This is a genomic window from Methylobacillus glycogenes JCM 2850, assembly GCF_000617925.1.
GTDB classification, from domain to species: Bacteria; Pseudomonadota; Gammaproteobacteria; order Burkholderiales; family Methylophilaceae; genus Methylobacillus; species Methylobacillus glycogenes.
The window spans coordinates 1-24710 of the sequence record NZ_BAMT01000014.1 but is presented as its reverse complement, the minus strand read 5'-3'; the positions used below and the strand labels follow the sequence as shown (position 1 = coordinate 24710).

General features: G+C 51.4%; 28 protein-coding genes, 1 tRNA gene and 1 pseudogene. 22 read left to right on the top strand and 8 right to left on the bottom strand.

All coding sequences use genetic code 11. The annotated features are described in order from the left end of the window. Positions 1 to 470 precede the first annotated feature (470 nt). From JCM2850_RS14360 to JCM2850_RS14325, 8 genes are all read left to right on the top strand, one after another. Complete coding sequence (locus JCM2850_RS14360) at positions 471 to 2315, top strand: methanol/ethanol family PQQ-dependent dehydrogenase (protein WP_234406286.1); 1845 nt, start codon at positions 471 to 473, stop codon at positions 2313 to 2315. Then, the gene (locus JCM2850_RS19660; RefSeq protein ID WP_199898353.1) at positions 2296 to 2955 is read left to right on the top strand and encodes a c-type cytochrome; all 660 of its coding nucleotides are present in this window, start codon (positions 2296 to 2298) and stop codon (positions 2953 to 2955) included. Before JCM2850_RS14360 ends, JCM2850_RS19660 begins: the two co-directional genes overlap by 20 nt. After that, complete coding sequence (coxB, locus tag JCM2850_RS19655; protein WP_051525437.1) at positions 2952 to 3929, top strand: cytochrome c oxidase subunit II; 978 nt, start codon at positions 2952 to 2954, stop codon at positions 3927 to 3929. Before JCM2850_RS19660 ends, coxB begins: the two co-directional genes overlap by 4 nt. A 108-nt stretch (positions 3930 to 4037) precedes the next feature. Beyond that, positions 4038 to 5945 (top strand): cytochrome c oxidase subunit I, encoded by a 1908-nt coding sequence (gene ctaD, locus JCM2850_RS14345; RefSeq protein WP_088177766.1) that lies wholly within the window; start codon positions 4038 to 4040, stop codon positions 5943 to 5945. After that, complete coding sequence (locus tag JCM2850_RS14340; protein ID WP_036266359.1) at positions 5942 to 6580, top strand: cytochrome c oxidase subunit 3; 639 nt, start codon at positions 5942 to 5944, stop codon at positions 6578 to 6580. Before ctaD ends, JCM2850_RS14340 begins: the two co-directional genes overlap by 4 nt. 18 nt (positions 6581 to 6598) lie before the next feature. Next, positions 6599 to 7009, top strand: coding sequence for a hypothetical protein (locus tag JCM2850_RS14335; protein WP_148301290.1), 411 nt, complete (start codon positions 6599 to 6601; stop codon positions 7007 to 7009). Continuing rightward, a complete protein-coding gene (locus tag JCM2850_RS14330) occupies positions 7006 to 7977 on the top strand; it encodes a cytochrome c oxidase assembly protein (RefSeq protein ID WP_025872733.1) in 972 nt (323 codons plus the stop codon). The genes JCM2850_RS14335 and JCM2850_RS14330 overlap by 4 nt, the downstream gene beginning before the upstream one ends. Before the next feature lie 104 nt (positions 7978 to 8081). Next, positions 8082 to 8516, top strand: a complete 435-nt coding sequence (locus JCM2850_RS14325; protein ID WP_025872731.1) for a GlcG/HbpS family heme-binding protein — start codon at positions 8082 to 8084, stop codon at positions 8514 to 8516. A 42-nt stretch (positions 8517 to 8558) separates the two neighbouring features. Here the strand turns inward: JCM2850_RS14325 and JCM2850_RS19650 are convergent, their stop codons facing one another. Next, positions 8559 to 10190 (bottom strand): hybrid sensor histidine kinase/response regulator, encoded by a 1632-nt coding sequence (locus tag JCM2850_RS19650; RefSeq protein ID WP_025872730.1) that lies wholly within the window; start codon positions 10188 to 10190, stop codon positions 8559 to 8561. Between the two features lie 2 nt (positions 10191 to 10192). Then, a complete protein-coding gene (locus JCM2850_RS14315) occupies positions 10193 to 10819 on the bottom strand; it encodes an MEDS domain-containing protein (protein ID WP_025872728.1) in 627 nt (208 codons plus the stop codon). 424 nt (positions 10820 to 11243) lie between these two features. Here JCM2850_RS14315 and JCM2850_RS20680 point away from each other — a divergent pair, with 424 nt between their 5' ends. The 9 genes and pseudogenes from JCM2850_RS20680 (at position 11244) to JCM2850_RS14275 (ending at position 17130) form a co-directional block, all read left to right on the top strand. Beyond that, positions 11244 to 11768: an FxDxF family PEP-CTERM protein gene (locus JCM2850_RS20680; protein WP_159105180.1), complete on the top strand. Its 525-nt coding sequence runs from the start codon at positions 11244 to 11246 to the stop codon at positions 11766 to 11768. A 296-nt stretch (positions 11769 to 12064) separates the two neighbouring features. Then, positions 12065 to 12958, top strand: a complete 894-nt coding sequence (locus JCM2850_RS14305) for a DUF4394 domain-containing protein (protein WP_025872723.1) — start codon at positions 12065 to 12067, stop codon at positions 12956 to 12958. 424 nt (positions 12959 to 13382) lie between these two features. Continuing rightward, positions 13383 to 13544, top strand: a pseudogene (locus JCM2850_RS24135) (PAS domain S-box protein); the annotation flags it as partial. Between the two features lie 35 nt (positions 13545 to 13579). Continuing rightward, the gene (locus JCM2850_RS23555) at positions 13580 to 14206 is read left to right on the top strand and encodes a PAS domain-containing sensor histidine kinase (protein ID WP_025872722.1); all 627 of its coding nucleotides are present in this window, start codon (positions 13580 to 13582) and stop codon (positions 14204 to 14206) included. 14 nt (positions 14207 to 14220) lie between these two features. After that, a complete protein-coding gene (locus tag JCM2850_RS20670) occupies positions 14221 to 14919 on the top strand; it encodes a hybrid sensor histidine kinase/response regulator (protein WP_025872720.1) in 699 nt (232 codons plus the stop codon). Between the two features lie 62 nt (positions 14920 to 14981). Continuing rightward, a complete protein-coding gene (locus JCM2850_RS14290) occupies positions 14982 to 15416 on the top strand; it encodes an ASCH domain-containing protein (RefSeq protein ID WP_025872718.1) in 435 nt (144 codons plus the stop codon). 70 nt (positions 15417 to 15486) lie between these two features. Next, positions 15487 to 15840 (top strand): VOC family protein, encoded by a 354-nt coding sequence (locus JCM2850_RS14285; protein WP_025872716.1) that lies wholly within the window; start codon positions 15487 to 15489, stop codon positions 15838 to 15840. Between the two features lie 72 nt (positions 15841 to 15912). Continuing rightward, on the top strand, positions 15913 to 16677 hold the full coding sequence (gene tam, locus JCM2850_RS14280; protein ID WP_025872714.1) for a trans-aconitate 2-methyltransferase: 765 nt from the start codon (positions 15913 to 15915) through the stop codon (positions 16675 to 16677). A 376-nt stretch (positions 16678 to 17053) separates the two neighbouring features. Further along, positions 17054 to 17130: transfer RNA gene (locus tag JCM2850_RS14275), tRNA-Arg, on the top strand. On the opposite strand, the gene JCM2850_RS21140 is transcribed toward JCM2850_RS14275, so the two are convergent. Genes JCM2850_RS21140 through JCM2850_RS19635 form a run of 5 tightly spaced genes read right to left on the bottom strand, consistent with a single transcriptional unit; the run spans position 17101 to position 20639 of the window. Beyond that, positions 17101 to 18717 (bottom strand): recombinase family protein, encoded by a 1617-nt coding sequence (locus tag JCM2850_RS21140; RefSeq protein ID WP_025872713.1) that lies wholly within the window; start codon positions 18715 to 18717, stop codon positions 17101 to 17103. The genes JCM2850_RS14275 and JCM2850_RS21140 overlap by 30 nt on opposite strands. 18 nt (positions 18718 to 18735) lie before the next feature. Next, positions 18736 to 18879, bottom strand: coding sequence for a hypothetical protein (locus JCM2850_RS21675; protein WP_159105179.1), 144 nt, complete (start codon positions 18877 to 18879; stop codon positions 18736 to 18738). 29 nt (positions 18880 to 18908) lie between these two features. Then, on the bottom strand, positions 18909 to 19115 hold the full coding sequence (locus JCM2850_RS14260) for a hypothetical protein (protein WP_025872711.1): 207 nt from the start codon (positions 19113 to 19115) through the stop codon (positions 18909 to 18911). Further along, positions 19109 to 20197, bottom strand: a complete 1089-nt coding sequence (locus JCM2850_RS14255; RefSeq protein ID WP_025872710.1) for a hypothetical protein — start codon at positions 20195 to 20197, stop codon at positions 19109 to 19111. Before JCM2850_RS14255 ends, JCM2850_RS14260 begins: the two co-directional genes overlap by 7 nt. A gap of 43 nt (positions 20198 to 20240) precedes the next feature. Continuing rightward, positions 20241 to 20639 carry a hypothetical protein gene (locus JCM2850_RS19635; protein WP_025872708.1) on the bottom strand — a complete coding sequence of 133 codons (399 nt, stop codon included), beginning with the start codon at positions 20637 to 20639 and terminating at the stop codon, positions 20241 to 20243. Positions 20640 to 20828: 189 nt separating this feature from the next. Here JCM2850_RS19635 and JCM2850_RS14245 point away from each other — a divergent pair, with 189 nt between their 5' ends. From JCM2850_RS14245 to JCM2850_RS20665, 3 genes are read left to right on the top strand one after another with little or no spacing between them, the layout of a single operon-like run. Continuing rightward, a complete protein-coding gene (locus JCM2850_RS14245) occupies positions 20829 to 22202 on the top strand; it encodes a DUF8370 family protein (protein ID WP_025872706.1) in 1374 nt (457 codons plus the stop codon). 9 nt (positions 22203 to 22211) lie between these two features. Further along, the gene (locus JCM2850_RS14240; protein ID WP_025872704.1) at positions 22212 to 22622 is read left to right on the top strand and encodes a hypothetical protein; all 411 of its coding nucleotides are present in this window, start codon (positions 22212 to 22214) and stop codon (positions 22620 to 22622) included. A 1-nt stretch (position 22623) separates the two neighbouring features. Continuing rightward, a complete protein-coding gene (locus tag JCM2850_RS20665) occupies positions 22624 to 22959 on the top strand; it encodes a hypothetical protein (protein ID WP_025872703.1) in 336 nt (111 codons plus the stop codon). Between the two features lie 115 nt (positions 22960 to 23074). Here JCM2850_RS20665 and JCM2850_RS14230 read toward each other — a convergent pair whose 3' ends face one another. After that, a complete protein-coding gene (locus JCM2850_RS14230; protein WP_025872701.1) occupies positions 23075 to 23632 on the bottom strand; it encodes a site-specific integrase in 558 nt (185 codons plus the stop codon). Here JCM2850_RS14230 and JCM2850_RS14225 point away from each other — a divergent pair. After that, positions 23631 to 23903, top strand: coding sequence for a hypothetical protein (locus tag JCM2850_RS14225; RefSeq protein WP_025872699.1), 273 nt, complete (start codon positions 23631 to 23633; stop codon positions 23901 to 23903). The two genes, JCM2850_RS14230 and JCM2850_RS14225, sit on opposite strands and share 2 nt — an antisense overlap. A gap of 3 nt (positions 23904 to 23906) precedes the next feature. After that, positions 23907 to 24131, top strand: coding sequence for a hypothetical protein (locus JCM2850_RS14220; RefSeq protein WP_025872697.1), 225 nt, complete (start codon positions 23907 to 23909; stop codon positions 24129 to 24131). The last annotated feature ends 579 nt before the right edge of the window (positions 24132 to 24710 follow it).

The following is a 24710-nucleotide window of genomic DNA, read 5'->3' as shown; positions in this document are numbered from 1 at the left end:
ACATGGGTGTCAACTGCTGGGACGGGATAGGCAAGGCCTGAAATTGCCTGGATTTTATCATCTATAAACCTGTAGCCTGCATGCAAAAGAGCTATCGTTTTGGCGAGTCTGGCACTTTCTCCCTGTCAGACCTGCGCTGAAATGCCTGTCAGTGAAAGATACCTAGGAAAAACCTCAAGAATAGAACATGGAAAATTCCCAGCTGGATTTTCCTTTTTTATTACAGCCACTTGCATAACCTCATCATAAGCGCAAAAAATCTTAACATTTCCTTACATTGAAATATCAATAAAAATATTTCTGCAACTTAAGCCTGTATCTCGCCACCAACCCTCATTCAAAATACTTGCCGGCAGTAGCTTGCCAGCACGCGATGCATTCTGTCGCAGCTTATTCAGCCAAGGGGGGCTATGCCGGTGTGGGATATTGACTGTTGCATCAATCATTTTCGTGTTGGCATCAGCGGGGCCATGCTACTGCTGATGGTGTCAGCCTGCTCGGGGCCGGACAGCGAAAACCCCAGGCAGGAGCTGTTGCAACATGACAGCCGGGTACAAGCTAGCACCAGCCCACAAGCTAGTGAGCAAAAACGCATAGATGGCAAAGCCACCCTGCCCGAATGGCTGCCGCAAGGCGATGATGACACCTGGACCATGCCCGCCAAAAACTACGCAAGCACGCGTTACAGCAGCCTGCAGCAGATCAACAAAGACAATGTGCAGCAACTGCAACTGGCCTGGAGCTACGCCACTGGCCTGACGCCAGGCCACGAAGGTGCACCGCTGTTTGTCGACGAGACGGTGTATATCATTACCCCCTACCCCAATACCGTGGTGGCACTGGCGCTGGATGGCAGCAAGAAGTGGGAATATAAACCCACCACGCACCAGGAATCACAAGGCATGGCCTGTTGCGATGTGGTCAACCGTGGGCTGGTGTATCAGGATGGCAGGCTGTTTTTCAACACGCTGGATAACCACGCCATTGCCCTCAATGCCAAGACAGGCGAGGAAATCTGGAAAACCCGCGTGGGTGACCTCAAGCGCGGCGAAACCATGACCATGGCACCGCTGGTGGTCAAGGGCAAAATGCTGGTGGGTAATAGCGGTGGTGAAATGGGCGTGCGCGGCTGGCTCAAGGCACTGGATATTCGGGATGGCACCCTGCTCTGGACCGCCTACAGCACCGGGCCAGATAAGGAAGTGCTGATAGGTGAGGAATTCAAGCCTTTTTACAAGCAGGATCAAGGCAAGGACTTAGGCGTGAGCAGTTGGCCGCCCGACCTGTGGAAAATAGGCGGCGGCACGGTGTGGGGCTGGCTTTCCTATGACCCGGAACTGGATTTGATTTATTACGGCACAGGCAACCCCGGCCCCTGGAACCCGGATATACGCCCCGGCGACAACAAGTGGACGCTGACGGTATTTGCGCGCCGCCCGGCTGATGGCCGCGCCATGTGGGCCTATCAGGTAGAGCCGCATGATCTCTATGATTACGATGGCGTCAACGAAAGCCTGCTGCTGGACCTGCCCGTCAACGGCAAGCAGCGCAAGACGCTGGTACGGCCAGAAAGAAACGGCCATGTATATGTCATGGACAGGGGCACGGGCGAAGTACTGTCTGCCAATACTTATGTTCCGGTCAATGTTACCGATGGCGTAGACCTCAACACCGGGCAACTGCGCAAGATCAAGGAAAAACGCCCGGGCACCAATAAAACCGTACACAACATCTGCCCCGCTGCCCCCGGCGGCAAGGATTGGCAGCCTTCGGCCTTCTCGCCCAGAACCGGGCTGATCTACATGCCGCATAACAACCTGTGCATGGACATGCTGGGCACCCAGGCCAATTACATTGCTGGCACGCCTTATGTGGGCTCGGACGTGAAAATGTTTGCCGGGCCGGGCGGCCATCGTGGGGTTTACAGCGCCTGGGATCCGGTGGCAGGCAAAAAAGCCTGGAGCATCAATGAACGCTTCCCGGTGTGGAGCGGCACTTTGGCCACCGCGGGCGATGTGGTGTTCTACGGCACCATGGATAGATGGTTCAAGGCGCTGGATGCCAATGACGGCAAGCTGCTGTGGCAGTTTCGCCTGGGCTCGGGCATTGTCGGCCAGCCTGTGACCTTCCGCGATAAACAGGGCCAGCAATATGTGGCGATTTTTGCCGGAGTGGGCGGCTGGTCAGGGGCCATCGTCTCTGGCGGGCTGGATGCGCGTGATGGCACAGCCGCGCTGGGCTTTGCCAACGCCATGAAAGATTTGCCCGCGCATACCGACAAGGGAGGACAGTTGTATGTATTCAAGCTTCCTTAAGGCCTTACCAGCAGGCGTTCAATTATCCACCCCAGCATGCACCCAAGCATGCACCTGGCAGCGCAGGCTGGCAGAGCTTGGTACGCTAGGTCTGGCCCTCATGTTGCTCGCGGGCTGCGAGGATCAAGCTGCCCTGCGCGATCAGCCGCCCGCATCCGCACAAGCAGTGACGCGGATGACGGAGTTTGGCCCCGGCACCGAGGACGCCCGCACGGGCGACCACCCTTATATCAATAGCCGCCATGCCATCAACGAGGGCAAGCGCTTGTATGCCTGGTTTAATTGCGCGGGTTGCCACGCCAATGGCGGTGGTGGCATGGGCCCACCACTGATAGATGCCGCCTGGATTTATGGCAGCGCACCCGAGAATATCTTCACCACCATTATGGAAGGCAGGCCCAATGGCATGCCCGCCTTCCACGGCAAAATACCTGAGCAAGAAGTCTGGAAGATTGTGGCCTATGTCCGTTCACTAGGCGGGCTGGATGATGCCCTGCCGCAAGGTGCCACCAGCAAGCCCTTGCAGGATGAAGCCAGCCATACAGAACATATTGAGCATGATGCCGCTAGGCATGATGACCAGAATGCGGATACGCATGAAGAAAACCATGCTGATGAGCCAGCGGCGGCCAGGCAATGAGCTTGCGCACTAGCCTCAGGCCATTACAGGCGCATGCCAGCCAGCCATGGGCTGCCATACGCCATGGCATCAACAAAACCCTGTTGGCAGGCTGGGCGCTGCTGGCCTCAACTGCGGTGCACGCCAATGCCAGCAGCCAGTCCAGCCTGGACCCGCAAGGCCCTTTGGCAGGCAGCATTGCCAAATTATTCTGGGGCATGCTGATAGGCGGCGGGCTGATTCTGGCAGCGGTGGCAGTGCTGATTTTCATAGCGCTGTACAAAGGCAAAATAGCCGCTGAACCCCAGCCGTTGACCTTCAGGCAGAGCCGCAATCTGGTGCTGGTTTCCGGCGTGGTGATTCCGGCGCTGATACTCACGGTGTTTGTTATCTCCAGTGCTGGTATCAACCGCGAATTGGTAGCGCCCATGCCTGAGGACGCCATGACCATACGCGTGACCGGGCATCAATGGTGGTGGGAAATTGATTACCTCGACCAGGCTGGCAATATCATCGCCAAAACCGCCAATGAAGTCCGTATTCCTGTAGATACCCCGGTGAAGTTTGCGCTGGAAGCCAGCGATGTCATCCATAGCTTCTGGATACCGCAGTTGAACGGCAAGACCGACATGATTCCCGGCAAAACCAATATCACCTGGGTACAAGCCAGCAAGCCCGGGCGTTACCGTGGGCAATGCACCGAGTTCTGCGGCAAGCAGCACGCCAAGATGGCGTTTCATGTTGAGGCCATGACCCAGGATGATTACGCGGGCTGGCTGCAGCAACAAGCCAGCCCGGCGCGTGAGCCCAGCACTGAGGCCCAGCAACGTGGCCGTGCAGTGTTTCTCAAGTCTAGCTGCGTCATGTGCCACAGCATACGTGGCACCACCGCCATGGCGAGCGTAGCCCCCGACCTTACACATATCGGTTCGCGCAAATCCCTGGCTGCGGGCTCCATAGAAAACAATGCAGCTATCTCGCCTCGTGGATTTTAAGTCCGCAGAGTATCAAGCCTGGCAGCCATATGCCCGCCACCATGATGGCCGGGGAAGATCTGGCTGACCTGGTGGAATATCTGCTCAGTCTGGAATAAGCCCATGTCCATGCACCCACCTCATTCTTCCGCCATACCAGACCCGGCTTATGACGCCGAAACCCGGCAACTGGAGCAGACCTGGGCCTCGCCCCCCGGTTTTTTTGCCTGGTTTACCCATGTCAATCAAACCAATATCGGCATGCGCTTTATTGTCACGGGCTTTGTGTTCTTTTTGCTGGGCGTCATCCTCGCGCTGCTGATGCGCTGGCAACTGGCGGTGCCGGAAAACACCGTGATGGGCCCGGAGTTATACAACCAGATTTTCTCCATGCACGGCATCACCATGATGTTTTTATTTGCCATCCCGGTGATGGAAGGGGTGGCGGTCTACATCATTCCCTTGATGCTGGGCACGCGCGATATGACTTTCCCCAGGCTCAATGCCTTTGGTTACTGGATCTACCTGATCGCCGGCATCATGATGTATATCGCGTTGTTTTTGAATATCGCGCCTGATGCTGGCTGGTTCAGCTATCCGCCGCTGGCCGGGGCGGCCTTCTCGCCGGGGCTGGGGCTGGATTTCTACACCACGGTGATCACCTTTATGGAAATCTCCGCCCTGGTGGCCGCCATAGAACTCATCGCCACCATCTTCAAGTGCAAGGTGCCTGGCATGTCGCTCAACCGCATGCCTATCTTCGTCTGGTCGATCCTAGTGATGTCGTTCATGATTGTGTTTGCGCTACCGCCGCTGGTGATCGCCAGCCTGATGCTGGCGCTGGACCGCATGGCAGGCATGCAGTTTTTCACGGCCGCCTCGGGTGACCCGGTGCTGTGGCAGCATTTGTTCTGGTTTTTCGGCCACCCCGAGGTCTACATCATCTTCATCCCGGCGCTGGGCATGATTTCCAGCATCATCATCACCTTCACCCAACGGCCCATCTTCGGCTATATCCCTATCGTCCTCTCCATTGTCTCCATAGGGTTTATCGGCTTCGGCCTCTGGGTGCACCATATGTTTACCGCCGGGCTGCCGCAGCTGGGGGCCAACTTCTTCACCGCCTCCAGCGCCATGATTGCCATCCCCAGCGGCGTGCAGATTTTTTGCTGGATTGCCACGCTATGGGGCAGCAAGCCACGCATGGATACCCCCATGCTCTACGTCATGGGCTTTTTCCTGATCTTCATCATAGGCGGGCTTAGCGGGGTGATGGTGGCGTCGGTGCCATTTGATATGCAGGCGCACGACACTTACTTTGTGGTGGCGCATTTTCACTATGTGCTGGTGGGCGGTGCGCTGTTCCCGCTCATAGGCGGCGTGCATTACTGGTACCCCAAATTCACGGGCCGCATGATGAGTGAGCGTCTGGGCAAGTGGACGTTCTGGGTCACCTTCATCGGTTTCAACCTGACCTTCTTCCCCATGCACCAGCTTGGCCTGCAGGGCATGCCGCGCCGGGTCTATACCTATATCGACGGCCTGGGCTGGAACCAGCTCAACCTGTTTGTCAGCCTTAGTGCCGTGATCTTGGCCTTGGGCTTTGTTATGACATTATTGAATGCCCTGATCAGCCTCAAGCGTGGCAAAAGCGCAGGTGACAACCCCTGGAATGCAGACACCCTGGAGTGGGCCACCAGCTCGCCACCTCCCTCTTATAATTTCCGCCATATCCGCATTGTCGATAGCCGCTACCCGCTGTGGTCTGGCACTGGCGGGCTGGAACAGAACGCCGTGGTGCACGGCATACGTTCAGACCGCAGAGAGATATTGCTCACCTCCATACTCGAATCTCACCCCGAAGCACGCCAGCCCCTGCCCGGGCCTTCACCCTGGCCGTTCTGGCTGGCAGTGGCCGTGGCGCTGACCTTTGCTGGCATGATGCTGCATCTGGCCATTCCCCTGATCGGCTTTCTGCTGTGCTTTGCTGCCATCACAGGCTGGATATGGCCCAGATCAGGGAGGGCGGCAGCATGAGTGTGGCTCACAAGACAACACCGCGTACCCCGCACGATATTGATGTCAGCCAGTTGCCGGATTACAGCTTTGAGTCACGCTCGCCATTATGGTGGGGCATAGTCGGCTTGATGACGGTGGAAGGTACGGTAGTGGCCACCCTGATCGCCAGCTTTTTCTACCTGCAAGGCAACCATGCAGTGTGGCCACCTTCTGGCACCACGCCACCCGATTTAATGCTGCCCATACTCTCTACCTTTGTGCTGATGCTGAGCATGGTGCCGGTCTACCTCACTGACCGCGCGTTCAAGCGTGGCAATGCCAAACCGCTGGCCACCCTGCCCATCCTCAGCATTGCGCTGGCGCTGGTGTTCTTGGGCATCAAGGCTTATGAGTACGCCCTGCATGTGGATTTCCGCTGGGATAGCCATGCCTACGGCTCCATGGTCTGGCTCATGATTGGTTTTCATAGCACGCATGTCATCGCCGTTATTCTCAAAACCTTGGTGGTGATTATCCTGGCACGCCAAGGCTATTTCACCCCGGACAAACGCATTGCGGTCACGGTCAACGGTTTGTACTGGTATTTTGTCGCCGCTGCGTGGATTCCGCTGTTCATGACCATCTACCTGGGTTCAAGGATATGGAATGAATAAACCCGCAAAGGAAGCCCTATGCGCGACCCGATAAAAATGGCCGAGCATGACCCGGCTTTTGCGCTGGCGCTGCTGTGGCTATGCATACTGGCTGGCCCCTTAAGCTGGAGCATGCAATTGGCGGTGGCTTACCCGCTGCTGGACTGGTCTTGCCGCGCTGAGCACTTGCTGCCCGTGCACCTTGCCACCGCCATTGCATTTGTTTTCAGTGCGGTCAGTGCTTATCTGAGCTGGCACAACCTAAAGTTGCACCGCACGCTGGAGCGCATTAACGAAAACCCCAATAGCCAGAAACGCGGCAGCGAGGGCGAAAGCGAAATGCCGCCACGGCAATTCATGGCGCTGGCAGGGCTGATGCTGAGCCTATTTTTTCTGCTGGTAATTGTGATTCAGTGGTTGCCCGTGCTGTTGCTGGATGCCTGCATATGAAGCGCTGGCCTAGTCTGGCTATTGGCGTGCGTCTCAGCTTGCTCTTTGCGCTGGCGTGGCTACCGGGCTTGGCTTGGGCGCATGCCGCTGTCAGGCATGAGCATGGCAACCCCTGGCTGCAATTTGCCTTGGATTACTGGGTAGGGCTGCCACTGTTGATCAGCCTGCTGGCTTACCTCTTGGGCATACAGCGCATGCGGCAGAAACGCCCGCAACTCAGCGGCAATACGCGCAAGCGCCTACAGCTGTTTCTCGCGGGCTGGGCCAGTCTGGTGCTTGCCCTGCTTACGCCAGTGGATAGCCTGGGCAATGAGTATTTCTCCATGCACATGGTGCAGCACGAATTGCTGATGATAGTGGCAGCCCCCTTGCTGGTGCTGGCGCGGCCACTGGCGGTGTGGGCCTGGGCCATGCCTGGAAGGCGCGTGACCCGCTTGCATAAACTAACGCGCTATCCGCTGTTTGCCCGTATCTGGCAAGGCATTACTCACCCATTCAGTGCCTGGGCCATCCATGCGCTGGTGTTGTGGGGCTGGCATGTACCCACCATGTTTGAAAATGCCTTGCATCGTAGCTGGCTGCATGACTTGCAGCATTTGAGCTTTTTCTTTTCTGCCCTGCTGTTCTGGTGGTCGCTGCTGCGCATGAATAGCCAGCGCAGCCCGGCAATCCTCGGCCTGATATCGCTGTTTACCACCGCGGTACACACTGCTTTGCTCGGGGCATTGCTGACGTTTTCCAGCCAGGTCTGGTATCACAGCTACATCATCACCAGCGGTGGCCTGCAAGCCGCTTTGCAGGATCAGCAACTGGGGGGGCTCATCATGTGGATACCCGGTGGTTTGTCTTACCTGATCGTGACCCTGCTGCTGTGCTACAAGCTGCTGCACAAGACCCATGGTCACTATGCGCATGACGACAGCATTAATAGCGCCTCGGCCTTACTGGCGCGTAAGCGCCTGCAATGATGCTGTTTTGTTTTTCAGTGTGCTTTTCAGGGTGTATTTCAGTGATCAAGTTGTTCAAACCCTGTTGTTTCCACCATGTTGTTTAAACCCTAAGGAGATTTGCCATGCACGTCAGTCATCAACAAGCCATCAATATTATTGAAAAAGCCATCCTCAAGGCCGAGGCGCTAGGTGTAAAAAGCTGTATCGCCGTGCTGGATTCCGGTGCCAATATCAAGGCCTTCTCGCGCATGGATGATGCCTGGGTAGGCAGCATTGATGTGGCCATCAAGAAAGCCAAGACCGCCTGTTTCTTTGCCATGCCCTCGGGCGAGATAGGCAAACTTTCTCAACCCGGCCAGCCGCTTTATGGCATTGAGCACTCCAATGATGGCCTGATTACCTTCCCTGGTGGTTTACCGATTGTGGATGAGGCAGGCATGCTGGTAGGTGCCATAGGCGTTAGCGGCGATACGGTGGATAACGACCATCTGGTGGCACTGGCGGGTGCGGAAGCCTGCGATAGTCGCGATTTACCCAAGCACCCCTGGAGAACTTAGTCTCTGGCTATATAGCAGGCACTTGCACGCCTGGCACTGGCTTCAGTCTGAAACTGCCTGGGCCAGTGCAGTATTGAGCAGGTCGAAAGAGATGGGTTTGGTCAGATGGGCGTCAAAGCCATACTGCCTGGACTTGAGTTTGTCACTTTCCTGGCCGTAGCCTGTGAGCGCAATCAGATAGGGTTTGACCCGTGTGCGTAGCTGGATTTCCTGCGCCAGTTCATAGCCTGACATGCCGGGCAGGCCAATATCCAGTATCACTACTTCTGGCTGGCTTTTCGCCACATGCTGCAAGGCCGCTTCTGGCGTTGTGGCGGTGAGGATGTGGTAGCCAATCAGGCCCAGATATGCTGCCAGGGCCAGCAAGGCATCTTCATTATCATCCACAATCAGCAGGGTGCGCTCACTGCGTTGCAGCGGGGTAACTCTGGCGGCTGAGGGTGTGGGTATGCGCTGCGCTGGTAATGGCAGTATTACGGAGAATGTGGCGCCCTGCCCCTCCACACTTTCTACCTGCACCCTGCCCTGATGCAATTCCACCAGGCTTTTGACCACGGCCAGGCCTATGCCCAGGCCACCCTTGGAGCGTTCCAGCGTTTGCCTGCCCTGCTCAAACATATTGAATACGGTAGGCAGCAGTGCCGCAGCAATGCCCGGCCCTTGATCGTGAATATCAATCTCGATGAAATTGCCACTGCGTCTTGAGGTGATGACGATGGCACCGCCTGCGCCCATGAATTTGGCAGCATTGTTGAGCAGGTTGGTGAAAATCTGGATCAAGCGATATTCATCGCCTTGCACATAGCTTTGATCATCAGCGAGCAAAGACTTGGAGAGATGGTGGCGTTTTTCATTGAGCAGGGGCGTGCAGTTTTCTATGGCCCTGGCCAGCACATCATTGAGGCTGACCAGTTCAGATTTAAGATGCACCTTGCCACTGGTGATGCGTGAGATATCCAGCAGGTCATCCACCAGCCGGGACAAATGCTTGGACTGCCTGTCGATAACGTTCAATTCCTTGGGCAGTTCACCATTGTTTTTAAAGCGCATGATATCCAGCGACATCATGATGGGCGCCAGCGGGTTGCGCAGCTCATGGCCGAGGATGGCCATAAACTCATCCTTGGCGCGATTGGCACGCTCTGCCTCCTGATGGGCCTTGGCAGTGAGTATGCCTGTGCCTGCCAGGGTGATGGCGGCACGGATAAACGCCAGGTTGGCAATAGTAGGAAAACCAGGCTGGTCTGAGCCAAACCAGATTTTACCCGCGCTTGCTCCATAGCCCAGGCTAAGCCTGATGATATTGAGCTTTTCACCCCGGACTATTTGCTCATAAGGCTTGCCCTCAAATACTTGGGTGTCTACTACGGCCTGTAGCCCCTGGGCCCAGGCTTGTTCGCCTGACTCCCAACGTCTATCCCACATCAATAAGTTGACGGGGCTGGGGGCTTCCAGCAGCACCTGGGAATAGATAAAACGTAAAGGCAGGGTGCGCTCTATGGCCTCAAAGGTGAGTTGCAAAATGCCCTGACCATCGCGGCCTATCCATAAGCCAGGCAAGGCCATCAGGCCCATCAGGTCACGCAGGCTCTTGGCAAAATCGCTGTTGAGGTCAGCCTCCGGCTTAGGCACGGAGGCTGTGACCAGCTTGAGTGGTGGGAATATCCCGTCCATGCCTATACGTATTCTGGTGAGCGGGTACGCAGTTCCTCAAGCATTTCCAAGGCTGGCGTGTAGAAGGGGTTTTCCTGCACCACACCGTTGACCAGAGTCAGGGGATGGGTGCGCAACAGGTCCATCATCATAGAGCCTGAGAGCTTGGCGATATCGTAAACGCAGACTGCAGGCTGCTTGTTGACCATGAGAAACTCGTTCACCTCGGCCTCGTAAGACAATATGCCGCGTAAATCCATATCCTGCAAAAACACCCAATCCATATCGCCCACCACGCGCAAACGTGGAAAGCCGTTCTCAATAGCGGCATTGCGCGAATCTATCAGATTGGTCAGCATGCTATTGCGCTCAAACTTGCCCTCGGCCGCTAGGTAGGAGTGTTCCCAGGTCTGGATTTCCAGCTGCCCGGCTTGTTCCAGCGCATCCACTGGCATGCCAAAATCCGCTAGTTTTTGCTTGTGGGCGTTGAAGTTTTCCGGGTTCACCAGATGCAGGGTTTTCTCACCCTGGCCGTGCGCTTCGGCGTAAAACGGCAGCAAAACATCATATTCATCGGCCTTGCTGTTGAAAAAGGCGCAGACATGAAAATGTTCCGTCAGCGGCGTGCCTGCGAGTGTAAAGCCTGTCATGATGAATTCCCCCCTTAAGGGCTGTGAATTTAGGCGTTTAGCCCGCCAAAGGCAAGTGAAATAAGTGATTGTTTGTAATTAACTAAACTGCTTTGCCAGTAAACAATGAAATAATGACTTTGATTGATTCTCATACGCCTATTGCGGCAAACTGCGGCAAAGTGTTGTAGGTACTGCGGCAGGTATAAGTGCTGCCCACGTAGCAAAATGAATAACATACTGATGGCTCATCAACACAGGTAGTGATGGCTCAACAACACCGAGGTTTAGTTCAATACGGGCATTAGTCTATCCGGGCTATTGTGGTTATCTGACCCATCTCTTATTCTCCACCTGCAAGTTCATCTAGGCTCATGCAGCAAGCAACATTAAGAGACAAGCTGAAGCTTGACCAACTAAACTAACTTTCCCCGGGGTAATGAATATGAACGCAATGAATTTGAAGGCCATTCTGCTGGCAGTTTCCTTGATCGGTGCTGCAGCAACTGCACAAGCTAACCCAGTAATCTCTGGCGACACCAATCCTGCTGCCAACAACGAAAACTACACTTTCGAACATCAGTCCCCAGCACCTGGCGACTTCAGCCACTGGATCTCTTTCACCATCGACGGTTACCGTGACCTGGTTGCCAGCATCAGCGCAACTAGCACCACTGGTATTTCCTTCTCTGCTTTCGACCTGTACGCAGCTGACCAAACTACATTGGTAGCTGCTGGCGAAGTGAATAACTTCTTGCCTAAGCTGGCTTTCGGTGGTCTGACAGCTCAAGCTATTGCTCCTACTACTTACTGGATCAACATTGTTGGCACCAACACTGCTTCCAGCAACTACAACGGCAGCATCGCACTGACCGCTGCAGTCCCTGAGCCAAGCACATACGGCATGCTGGCACTGGGCCTTGGCCTGGTTGGCTTCGCTGCACGTAGCCGCTCCAAGTTTTCTGCTTAATATTTAAGCAAAGACTATGATTTGAGCCTGTGTCAGGTTCATGTCAATAAAAAACCCGCTTCGGCGGGTTTTTTATTGTCTACAGCTTGCTGCGTATACAGCATTTGTGACTTTTTGATGTCAGATTTTGTCTGTATAGCAACACTAGGTGACTGATTTTAAAAATAGTTCAACTGTACACTTAGTCCAATTGGCCTAGTGCTAACATTCCTTAACATATACATAATAGCTAACACCTAGACCTATAAGCTAGGCGTATGAGCATGTCCTTACCAACCCAATATCAAGGAAATATTATGTTCAAGCGTACCCCCCTGTTTTCTGCTATTACCGCCACCCTGGCACTAGGCCTGGTGAGCATTTCCGCTAACGCTGCCAGCCTAGTTGCTCTTAACAGCAATAACCAGATCGGCATTTTTGATAGCTCAAGCACTCTGATAGACACCACCTCCTTCAAGACCATTACTGGTGCTGCGGCAGGTGAGTCCTTCATTGGCATAGATCTGCGTCCATCCAACAACCAGATCTACGGCATCAGCACCAGCAACAAGATTTACACCATAGACGCCAGCACTGGCGCCAGCACCTTTGTTGCAGCCTTATCCAGCGACATCATCTCCTCCAGCAAGGGTTATGGCCTGGATTTCAACCCAGTGGCAGATCGCACTCCTAACGCTTCGCTGCGTCTGGTGAGCAACACGGGTGACAATTACGCTATCAACGTGTTGACTGGCGCGGTAACCGTGGCTACTTCCATCTCTGCTGGTTTCTCTGGCGTGGCTTACACCAATTCAGACCCTAGCTCTGCCTCTGCCCCAGGTAGCACTGGCTTGTATTACGTCAACAGCACTGACAACTCTTTGTCCTTCACTGGCACTGGTTTCAACAACCCAACATTGAGCAATGTTGGCCCATTGGGCGTGGATGTGTTGAGTGGCAATGGCTTTGAGATTCTGGCTGATGGCAGCGCTTATGCTGCTTTCAACTGGGATGATGGCTTGCTGAAGACTGGCCTGTTCTCAATAGACCTGGCCACTGGTGCAGCCACACAAACCAGCTTGTTCATAGGCACTATCAACGGCCTGACCGTTGCGGCTGTTCCAGAGCCAGGCACTTATGCCATGTTGCTGGCTGGCTTGGGCATGCTGGGCTTTGCCGCACGTCGTCGTGGCAATGCCAAGTTCAAGTAAGCAGAACTGCAACAAAAACACTGCAATAAAAAACCCGCTGCGGCGGGTTTTTTATTGCACGCGGGGCGCTTAGCCCGGGCTTGAAAATACAAGCCCGTCAGCATGCAACTCTAGCCAGCTAGCTAATGTCCACTATGCTGATTGTCATAGACTATGACAACTCGCTAAAATGCCTGAGCTCTCAAGTGCTTGTGGCTATTGCATCTCTGGCAAGGTCATACCAAGAGGTAATACCAAGCGGTAACAGTAATTAATCATATGGATTGCTGGCACATTCACCAGCGGTCTCAACCTCAACCCCAGGCCTGGTGTAAAACATGAATACATTGTTATGCCGCATTGGGCAGGCTAGACGTAGGCAACCAGTTCGAGGTCTTACGCATTGACATCCACCCCCAACTCCCCCCCGACACAGCTGTCACAAGTGGTCGCAGATTCTGAGCGGCGCACCCGGCTCTATGAGTCTTTTCTCAATAACACGCCAGATCTGGCCTATGTTTTTGACTTGCAATACCGCTTTATTTACGCCAACAACGTGCTGCTCAAGATGTGGGGTAAAACCTGGGATGAAGCCATAGGCAAAACCTGCCTGGAATTGGGTTATGAACCTGGCATGCCGATATGCATAGCCGCGAAATTGATCAGGTGGTGGCCACCAAGCAGCCTATCCGTGGTGAGGTGCCATTTGCTGGCACCTTTGGCCGCCGTATCTACGATTATATTTTTGTCCCGGTGCTGGGCCCGGACGGCGAGGTTGAAGCCGTGGCAGGCACTACGCGCGATACCACAGAGCGGCAACAGGCCGAGCAGGCCTTGCAGATGGCCAATCAGCGCAAGGATGAATTTCTCGCCATGCTGGCGCATGAGCTGCGCAATCCTCTGGCACCCATTAGCGCGGCGGCGCAACTGGTGGCCATGCATGAGCTTTCGCCTGAACGCTTGCAGCATTCCATCGATATCATCAATCGCCAGGTGAAGCATATGGTGGGCCTGGTCGATGATTTGCTGGATGTTTCTCGCGTGACACGCGGGCTGGTCAGCATAGATCAGCTGCCGCAGGATTTGAAAGCCGTGATTGCCGACTCGATTGAACAAGTGAAACCCTTGCTGGAGTCCAGACAGCACCACTTCAGCCTGAATATGTGCGAAGAGCCTGTCAGCATCCGTGGCGATCAGAAACGGCTGGTGCAGATTGTCACCAACCTGCTTAACAATGCCGCCAAGTACACCCCGCAAAAGGCCATATAGAACTGCAATTGAGTGTGCAAGATGGCCAGGCGCACATCAGCGTCAGCGATAACGGTATAGGCATTGCGGCAGAAGAACAGCAGCATATCTTTGAACTGTTTGCCCAGGCCAAGCGTGATCTGGACCGCTCCGAGGGTGGGCTGGGCATAGGCCTGGCCGTGGCAAGAAAAATGGTAGAACTGCATGGTGGCAGCATTCATTGTCATAGCGCAGGCATAGGCCAAGGCACACGCTTCAGCGTCAGCCTGCCCTCGGTGCTACCACAGGAAAAGCGCGCAGAACCCAATATCATTGCGCCTGCCATGCCAAAATCTGGTTTGCCCACGATAATGGTGGTGGACGACAATGCCGATGGCGCAGAAATGCTGGCCAGCCTGATGAATATGATGGGTTATGTCACCCTGGTGGAAAATGGCTCTCACAGCGCGCTCAATACCGCACGTGAGGCCCAGCCGCAAATCTGCATTCTGGATATCGGCCTGCCGGATATGGACGGCAACGAACTGGCAAGACGCCTGCGCGCCCAGCCCGAGACAGCCAATGCGCTGCTGATTGCCGTGACAGGCTACGGCCAGCCTGGGGATAAGGAAACCTCGCTACAGGCCGGGTTTGACCATTACTTGATCAAACCCGTGGATATCAGCAGCCTGTTTACCCTGCTGGCAGCAGAAACTGCCCGCCGCACGCCCGCACCAGAGGCAGCACACCAATAGCGCATGCCTGGAACGATGGCAGGGCCTCCCCTAACTAAAACACTTGAAGCAGTTTAAGCACCATGAAGGCTTTATCTTTTTACCAACCTATTGCCTGGATGTTGGCACACGGCCACTTTGTGGTGGATGACCGCACCTGGATACCCTATTACCGTGGGCCTATTGCCATCCACGCCAGCAAAACCGGGCTGGAAGACTATATTCTCTATTGTCGCCATGTGGCCGGGGTGGAAGTGCCAGATATGGCCGACCTTGCGCGCGGAGGCATAGTGGGCATTGGTGAATTGGTGGATGTGTTGCAACCGGGAGAATCTGGCGGCTTCCCCATAGAGCAGCGCGCTTATAGCGGCCCCGGCCATTATGGTTTGGTGTTTGCCAATGTCAGGCCGATTGAATTTATCCCCTGCCGTGGCAAACCCGGCCTGTTTGATCTGGTTTTCGACCCGCTCAACTACACCGCGCCTGTTATTGTGGAAAAGCAGGGCAGCTTGTTCTAACAATGGCAGGCAGGGTCATATCCTCTCAGTGCCACGTCCATATCACCAGCTTCATACCAAGGAGACCGCAATGGCAAACACTGGCCATGACAGACAGATAGACAACATCGAATTCAATGTCAGCGACATCGCCCGCAGCAAGGCGTTTTACGGGCAGGTATTTGACTGGAATTTCACGGATTACGGCCCGACCTACACCGAATTCAGCGATGGCAGACTGAAAGGCGGCTTTACCGTGGGCGAAGAAGTGCGCCCCGGCGGCCCACTCATCATTCTGTATGCCGATGACCTGGCGCAGACCCAGGCACGTATTGAAGCCGCCGGGGCACGCATCAGCCGCGCGGTGTTTGCCTTTCCCGGCGGCAGGCGTTTTCACTTTATAGACCCTGATGGTTATGAGCTGGCGGTGTGGTCGGCGGCATAAGTCCAGGCTAGATTATTAGCTCAGACAAGACCATAAATTCATCAGCAGAACATCACTAGCGTAGGAGCCGCCGTGTCGTGGTCAGCACAGCAATACACCCAGTTTGAACAAGAGCGCACCCGTCCGGTACGCGATCTGGTCGCGGCCATCCCCACCCAAACCGTGACCCATGCCGTAGACCTGGGCTGCGGCCCCGGAAATTCCACAGAAGTGTTGTTGCAGCGCTACCCCAGCGTCCAAATCACCGGGCTTGATAGCGCAGCAGACATGCTAAAAGCCGCACGCCAGCGCCTGCCTGCAGTCAACTTCAGCCTGACCGATATCGCCAGCTGGAACCCAACACAGCACTATGACGTAATACTCGCCAATGCCTCTTTGCAATGGCTAACTGACCATCAGACGCTTTACCCGCATCTGGCAAGCAAACTGACAGCAGGCGGCAGCCTGGCCGTACAAACCCCGGACAACCTGCAAGAACCCTCGCATGTATTAATGCATGAAATCGCCCAAGACCCGCGCTGGCGCAGCAAAATCGGCACCGTGCAGCATCCGGCACGGCATGATGCGCAGTACTACCATCAACTGCTCAAGCCGCTAAGCCAACAACTCAACATCTGGCGCACCACCTACTTTCACGCCTTGCCCGCTGGTGCCACCGCGATTGTAGATATGTTCAAGAGCACGGCGCTGAGGCCTTATCTAGCCAACCTAACGCCAGATGAGCAGCAGCAGTTTTTGCAGGCCTACACCCAAGCCATCGCCAGCGCCTACCCCGTTGACCAAACTGGCAGCGTCCTGCTGCCCTTCCCCAGACTGTTTGTACTGGCGACGCGCTAGCGCCCTCGCTGCAAAGCCTTGCCTGGCATCAAGGGTATGACAGATGAAAATAAGCTAAGCCCATGATCCCCCACGCCTTTAGCTGCGCCAATATCCAACCTTCCTCAGCCTGAGGCAAAAAATTGCCCGGCCAATCACAAAAGAAGCAAACCAATGGTTGTAACTAGCAACACGCATGGCTATAATAGCGCCCTTGGTAACGAGGCAGTTACCAGCAAGCCTAGGCTAGACAGCATAGATATTCCGCAGTCTTACCCGCTTGCAGAAAGCTAGGCGGCCACAACGCCCCGAATTTTCCACCAGTTTCATCGGTGTGCAATGAAATGAATTTCTGCTGGTATAAATTTCATCTTCACGTATAATGCACGCCTCAAACGCGCCCGTAGCTCAGCTGGATAGAGTACTTGGCTACGAACCAAGGGGTCAGGAGTTCGAATCTCTTCGGGCGCACCAATCAGATAAAGAAGTGGGCACTTGTAATAAGTGACCCACTTTTTTATTGTCTATCGAAGCCGCGTAGGCTAAGGCACTGTAGCTGCCTTTGATCGTGGCTTCTTTTCCCTTAATAGTAATTTCATTGACCAGTAAATTAAGGTAGCTTTTGGCAAAGCCTTTGTCATTGGACATGAGACGCTGGCGCAATGATTGACCGAACAGCTCAACTTGACTGGTCTTTATTTGGTCTACAGGAAGAGATACCTCTCTCCGCGCAACTGCCATTTCAACTAACAGAGCCTCTCTGGACGCTTTTAAGTGTTGCGCTCTCCGTTGCACGGTTTCATCCAGATCGAGAATACCGCTTTCTATAGCATCCATGAGGCGATTACGGCGCTCTTCCACCTGCTTTAGCTGCTTGCTCAGTTCATTAACACGAGTTTGTTGTGTAGTTGCAGATTCTTTGATGCGTTTACGAAGTGCCACCATCATTGCGTTGAGCCGATCTTTCGCAAACACCCGATCTGCTAATTGCGAAAGTACAAGCTGATCCAACTTTTCCATTGGAATATTGCCGCTAGTGCATGCATGGTTGCCTTTGTTCTGGCGGCTAGTACATTTGTAGTATTTGTATTTGCCACTTTTGCCTGTCACCAAAGTTAAGGCGCCCCCGCACTCCCCGCATTTGAGCAGGCCGGTCAGCAGAGTCGGTGATGAGGTGATCCTCGGCGGTGTTTGAGCAGGTGCCCGCAGCTCGCGCTTGCGGCGCACCTGCTCAAACACCGCTGGATCAACTATGACCGGGATGCTGGTTTTAACCCACTCACTAGGAGAGCGCCTTTCTCCAGTCTGTGAATTGATGACGTTGAAATAGTAATCTCCCATATACAAGCTGTCCGAAAGGAGTTTATGCACTTTCTGGATACCCCATGCACCACCACGCATGAGCAAACCCCGATCTGTCAGGAGCTTGGCGATTTCTTTACAACCAAGTGAGCGGCCTTTGTCGCCATGCAGGTATAAGTCATAGATCATTTTGACGATTCCTGCCTCAGCCTCATTGATAGCTAGCTTCTTTTTCTTGCGACCATGACTACCAGTCGTTTCAGTCGCCACTGCTATATAACCAAATGGCGGACGAGAGCCATTGAAGTAGCCCTGCCGTGCGTTCTCTTTCATGGCGCGGGAGGTATGCTTGGAATTTTCTTTGGATTGGTGCTCGTCAAATAGGTTAATAATGCGGCGCATCATCTCTCCACCTGCATCGTCACTTGTAGGCTGAGTGATGGAAATGACTTTGACTTTGTTCTTAAGCAATTTGCGCTCATACACGCCAAACTGAATCCCATCTCGGAAGAAGCGGGACAGGCTGTGAATGATGATGGCTTCAACCATTTGAGGCTTTTGCAGCGCATCATGGATCATTTGTTGAAATACAGGACGCTTGTCATCAGTAGCAGATGCGCCAGGTTCAATATACTCATGCACGACTAAATGCCCATTGGCTGTTGCCCACTCTTTTAGCTGCCGAAGTTGATCGGGTATTGATAGATCATTGTCAGCCTGGCGCGTGGTGGAAACACGGGCGTAAATAGCAACGTGCATGAGGTTTACTCCTAAGGATTAGTCTTTCTCGGTTTCACTGGATTGCAATATGCTCATTAGCAATTCAGGCATAACGGTTTCAATCAGGGCTAGCTCGTCCGGCGAAATAGCTAAGTCCAGTGGCATTGCAAAGCGAAGTTCGAAGTCGGTTTGTGTTTCCACTCATGATGGCACCTCCTTTCCTGCATAATCTATTCCCGCCCCTTCCCTTGCTGCTTATGAGCATCGGTGTAAATCTTTTGCAACTCCCCTTCCAAGCCCTTCTCACCGTACTCATTAAAAAATAGCTTTCTGAATGCCTTGAATTGGCTTGGGTGCATACTCGCCTCAGCGATAGTCAGCACTTTTCGATTTCTGGCATTGATCATTTGAATCAGGATGTTGAGTGCAATCACCATTCGCCCAGCCTCATCTGTGTGATTTTCTTATTGACATCGTTTTGCCAAGTCAGCGGATCATGAACTTCTGAAATCACATTCCACAGATGTTGCAAGGACTCATCCATATACACTTTATCTGCTCCGGTATAGAGAGCATCAATCGCAGCTACTCGTTTGACGTAGCCATAAACACTAATAGCTATGCGATAAAGTCGCTCTTCCAATAACGTCTTGTGGTCTAGCTCTTGAACTAAACCTAATCCCTGCATTTGATTCACTTTTGTGATGAGGTCTTGCCAGAGCGGATGCAATGGCCACCTAGAGCGGTTGCTGTCCTGATTAGGAATGCGCAACGTGGTGTGGGCCGTAACTAGAGGTCGCAATAAATCAGCTTGCCGCTCTAGCAAGCTGTCAAAGGTGGTAATGCCAATTTTGCGTAACGGCTCTTTTCTGATTTGCCACTCAATGCGCCATACATCTTTGTCTTGACCCCATAGTGGATAGAACCATGTTTTATTGCTGGCTTCGGTGATCTCAGCTGATTTGTCATAAACCCGCAGCACCACCTCACCAGCTCCAAAGGTGAATGTCTGCACCTTGCGGTTTTTGCGATGCTGGTTATCACTGGTAGTCACTGAAACAAAGTGATCCTCATCGAAATCAATCTGAGGAAGCTGATAATCAAATGCAAAGTCCACGCGTGATAACCGTTCAGGTTGAGACTGCATCATGCCAACAGAGTCAGCCCAAGCCAGAAACCGCTGATGAAGTTGCACAGCACCATGGTGCCATAGCGCAATACTGCGAAATTTGACAAAGAAGTTAGGACGGTTGAATTCGCCGAACTGAATAATGAAGGCTTCATTCTCGATTAAGAACGGATAGCCACTGCCTGTGCCATGCGGGGCAAGAAGGAAGGATTCAGAGCCTAGTTGAATCTCACGACCTGCTTTGATTTTTGCCTGCTTCATCGAATCTCGTTCGACAGCCAGACCGATAAAATCTAAATGACTACTCGACTTAGGAATCAAGTAGTAGGCGCACTCGACAGTGTCTAATCCGGAGAGCAAAAGACTAAAAGCAAAAGAGGGTGGATTCATACCCTCTACCTTAGCATTACAACTAAAAGATACGCAACACCCCTTAGTTAGGGTTATCTTGATCGGACTCCGTAATCAAGCGACGATTTTCAATTTTGATGTCACCGCTAACTGCCTTCCAGAAGTTACTCAGGGTGCTGGCTATCTTGTAACCCCATGATCTATGGGACTGCGATCCTTCGGCGGGGAAGAACTCTTTGATCTTGATATTGAGAATATCTTCATACTTACGAATAGTGCGCTTGTTATGTATCAGCACTAATACACGCCAGCCAAAATGGTCACCCATACGCAGCATACCAAGAGCAGCCAGAAGGTCATCCAACTGGCCACTAAAATTGGCAACCGCCTCACGCTCAATCTGTAGCATTTCAGATTCGCGCTCTAGTGTCCGCTGGGGCATTTTGATGAGATTTGCAGCCTTATGGGGATTCACGCCCATGTTGATTCCTTAGCACTAAAAGAACAATCACATTAGCAAATACAGGGGTATTCTGCAACCGTCCCTCATTAGCAGCAACTCAATCACAGCAATTCATTGCCACTTTTTTCAGATTCAGGTTTATTATCTGGTTTTATGTATTTATACCCCCCCGTGTTACATACACGGGAAAAACAGAAAAGTTAATTCATGGAAATAATCCGTCCACGCATAACTGACTATCATGGCATCAACAAAAGCCAAGCAGATCTAGATTTCGCAATACAGTTTTTTGATGAAGACATCCCTCTTTATGTCGACCCATTTTTATTATTTAAATCACCATCTCAGCAGGACAATGCTTTGCATGGCTCGATTACAAATAGTTTTAACCATCTGAACTACTTAATTAAGAAAAATAAAAAAGATGAAGCTGCAAACATCTTAATTTCGATATCAGAGTGCGGTGAAGTAGGGTTAGGATTATCGAAAAAAAGGGTTGGCAGTAGAATTGGAAAAGTACAAGCCAATGATATTTTGAGCCTGTTTGAAAACATCAGTGAATTTAGTCAATTTGGCTTTCACCACTTTGAAATAATTCAATTATTTATCTCCGGAATTTCAAAAGATAGAATTAGTGACATTTCTTGTAACTATCTCAAATCCTTCCTGATTGACTATACAATTGATCAATGCCAAACATTAGGCATTCCGCTCTCAAAAGTCTTTCTAGAAAACTATTACGACCCTAAAACATACAGCATCAAGAAAATAGAGGTTAATTTACCCATCAATCCCATAACTAAGTTACCTTTAATTTTCACACCTAAACGATGGTTACGTTATACGCCATGGTTGAATTATGATGATTATTTCAAATCATATTGCCCTAAAGATGAAATCTTTAATAAAGATGATCCTGAAGATAGAAGTAAAGTTTTAATGTTTAATAGGGAAAATTATGGGGTTGTGGAAAATTATGTTAGAGAAAAATTAAGACATTCAGAGGATTGTGCGAATGATCCATTATTCACGCAAATTCCTGTTATATCAGCCAAGAGAAAGTTTAATGAAATACTTAAACTACCAACCGGAAAAGAAGATGGCGCTGACTGGAAATATGAGGATTTGGCAACTGAATTACTATCTTCGATGTTCTATCCCAGTTTAGATTTTGCTGCTGCTCAAAGTCGCACAGAGTCAAACAGACATATTCGAGATTTAATTTTTTACAACAATCGAGATATTGATTTTCTGCAAGACATACATCAGGAATTTGGAAATAGTCAGTTAGTAGTAGAAATGAAAAATGTTAAAGAAATCGATCGAGATCACATCAATCAATTAAATAGGTATTTGCAAGGTGGAATAGGAAATTTTGGTGTTTTCTTAACAAGAAACCCGCTAAAAAGAGCCATGTATCAAAATACAATTGACCTCTGGAGCTCACAAAGAAAGTGCATCATCGCTTTAACTGATGATGATCTTAGATTGATGGTTGACATTTTTGAAAGTAAACAACGATCACCTATTGATGTATTGAAGAAAAAATTTATTGAATTCCGTAGACATTGCCCTTCATGAGGATTTTTTATGAATAGAAATGACGTTAACAACTTCGAAAAAATATCTGGACAGCTGCTAAGTATTTACGAAGAAATATCTTTGCTTTCCAAAAAAAACCCTAACGACGCAATCAATAAATTCAAATTAAAATTTATTAACACAATCATTGCCGAATCAAATTTATTTATATCTTCAAATGGTAACTATTTACCTTATGATGACTTCACTTCATTTGATGAAGACGATATACCCCAAAATAGTGATGTTGTTTTTATTTTGGCTCAATACTTACAATGCCTTGAAAAATTAAGAGCAGACAATGTCACTAAAAGAAATGGGATTTGGTTTTGGAAATTAACCCCTGATGAGAACGACACCCCTGATGACAAAGGATTTATATATTTACAAACCATAAAACCAAAAGGACTGAGAGAGTAGCATGGAAATAACAGACAAAGATAAAGTTAAAACATATGAAACAACAATGCCCTTGCTTCTAGCAATGTTCGGTGAATTCAAAGAATTATCTAAAAAAACACCTACATCTGCCATAAGTAAACAAAAAATTACCATTGTTAACCGATTACTCAATAAAATCCTTGAAGCCTTGGAGAATGAGGATACAAAAAATTATTTAGATTTACTAGATGAAGATGACATACCTCAATTAAGTGATGTTGCGTTAATACTCTCTCAGTATGTTGCTGCGATGCAAGCATTCAAACAAAAATACCACGGCTGGGATGGCAATAACCATAGATGGTTTACTAAGTAATTTCGATTAACAACAATTTGAATATTTATAAAGTTATATCACTGAGAATTTTTCTTTCCAGTGCCCAGATTCATCTTCTTGGGCGCGCCAAATAATCAAGGACATAGGCCACCAATTAGGTGGCCTTTTCCTTTTCCGTAGTAAAAACGTCAGGGGTTTCCGCAGAGCGTAGACCTACACGACGATTCACCCACTGTGCCAGATGCTCGGTTGAGAGGTGTGCGTAACGCTGAACCATCTCTGCCGTTGCCCATCCTCCAAGCTCCTGCAGCACGTTCAATGGCGTTCCATCTTGGGCATGCCAACTTGCCCATGTGTGCCTTAAATCGTGCCAGCGGAAACCTGGGGCGATTCCAGCTGCTGCAACTGCTTTCCGCCACGCCTTGGTAGACGTTTGTTTGACGGGTTTACCTTTGTATGGAAAGACCCACACAGGGTGCTTTCCAATCTGCCCTTTCAGAATATTGATAGCCTCATCCGACAGTGGTACCCCAATCGCCTTTCCAGCTTTGGCTTGATCTGGGTAAACCCACGCCATACGTCGCTCAAGATCAACCTGGTTCCAATCCATGTGCGTGACATTATTTCGGCGCAATCCCACTTCAAGATCGAAGCACATCATCGGTCGTTGATGCTCCGGCAAAAATTCCAGCAACCTCAAAGCCGGTTTCATGTTGCAGTTTGTGTTGTTGCAATTGCTGACCGAAGGTATACCGCTCCCTGCCCTGATGTTTTCCAGTCTTCATCATCTGGGATGCCTGGTTCTGACCTGGGCGATATCACTGCATGTGCTGATGGTGCTTAAGGATGTCCGGATGTTCTGGAGGATTAGCCAGCGACTGAAAGGCCTGCTGGAGGAAATTCCGGTAAAGTTGAGCATGCCACCTCAGACATCCTTGAGTACAACCCACCATCTTCCATTGATTTCAGGCAAGAAAGGATAAGCCATGATCGGATTCATTGTTGGGGCAGTCTTGGGTTACGGCGCAGGCCGTGGCCACGGATTCTCGATTGAGGCGGCTCAATTCCTGTTGTGTTTGCTGGCCGTTCCCATGGCAGGGGCCATTCTTTTCTATTGGCGCTTGAGAAGGGAGAACCGCAAGCGCAAGGATGGAACGCAGGCTCAGGAAGTCTTGATCAACAGCAGAAAGACAACCAAAGGAAATGAATGATGGGCATGCTGCGATCGGGTAATCAGCTTCGCCTGACCGGCGACTGTGCAAGCGCGTTCAAAAGCATGACGGGGCGCTGCTCTCTGCCACGAACAGTCACAGAACATAACCGTGCAATACAGGAAGCAATTAGCTATTGGGAATCGGTGGACTGTGCGGAGAGCAGGCTGCTGGCTTACATGTTGGAGCAGCAGCTACTATGACCCTTGCAGGGAAAGAGCAAGGATTCCAAATATTAGATACTAAAAACTACCACCTTGCCCTTCAATCTTAACCGCAAAATGCAGTTCCCCATACAGGAGCTCGGACACATTTATTAAGAACCCATCACAGGTCAAGCTTTCCCCTGTCTCTCTTAGCACGCTTAACCTTTAATTCAATTCTCGCCGGCTAGATGAAATCCGGCAGTGCCTTTCGTTTAGTCCTCCCGTTATCATCTACTTACCCCATAAGCTTCTCTCGTATTCACTTTGCTCTTCACGGTTCAAAGGTATGGACGAGCAACCACTCCGGACAAAAAGAAATTCCCTGCCTTCATCTTGGATAAACACCAATTTGCTGCTCTTGGAAATTTTTAAG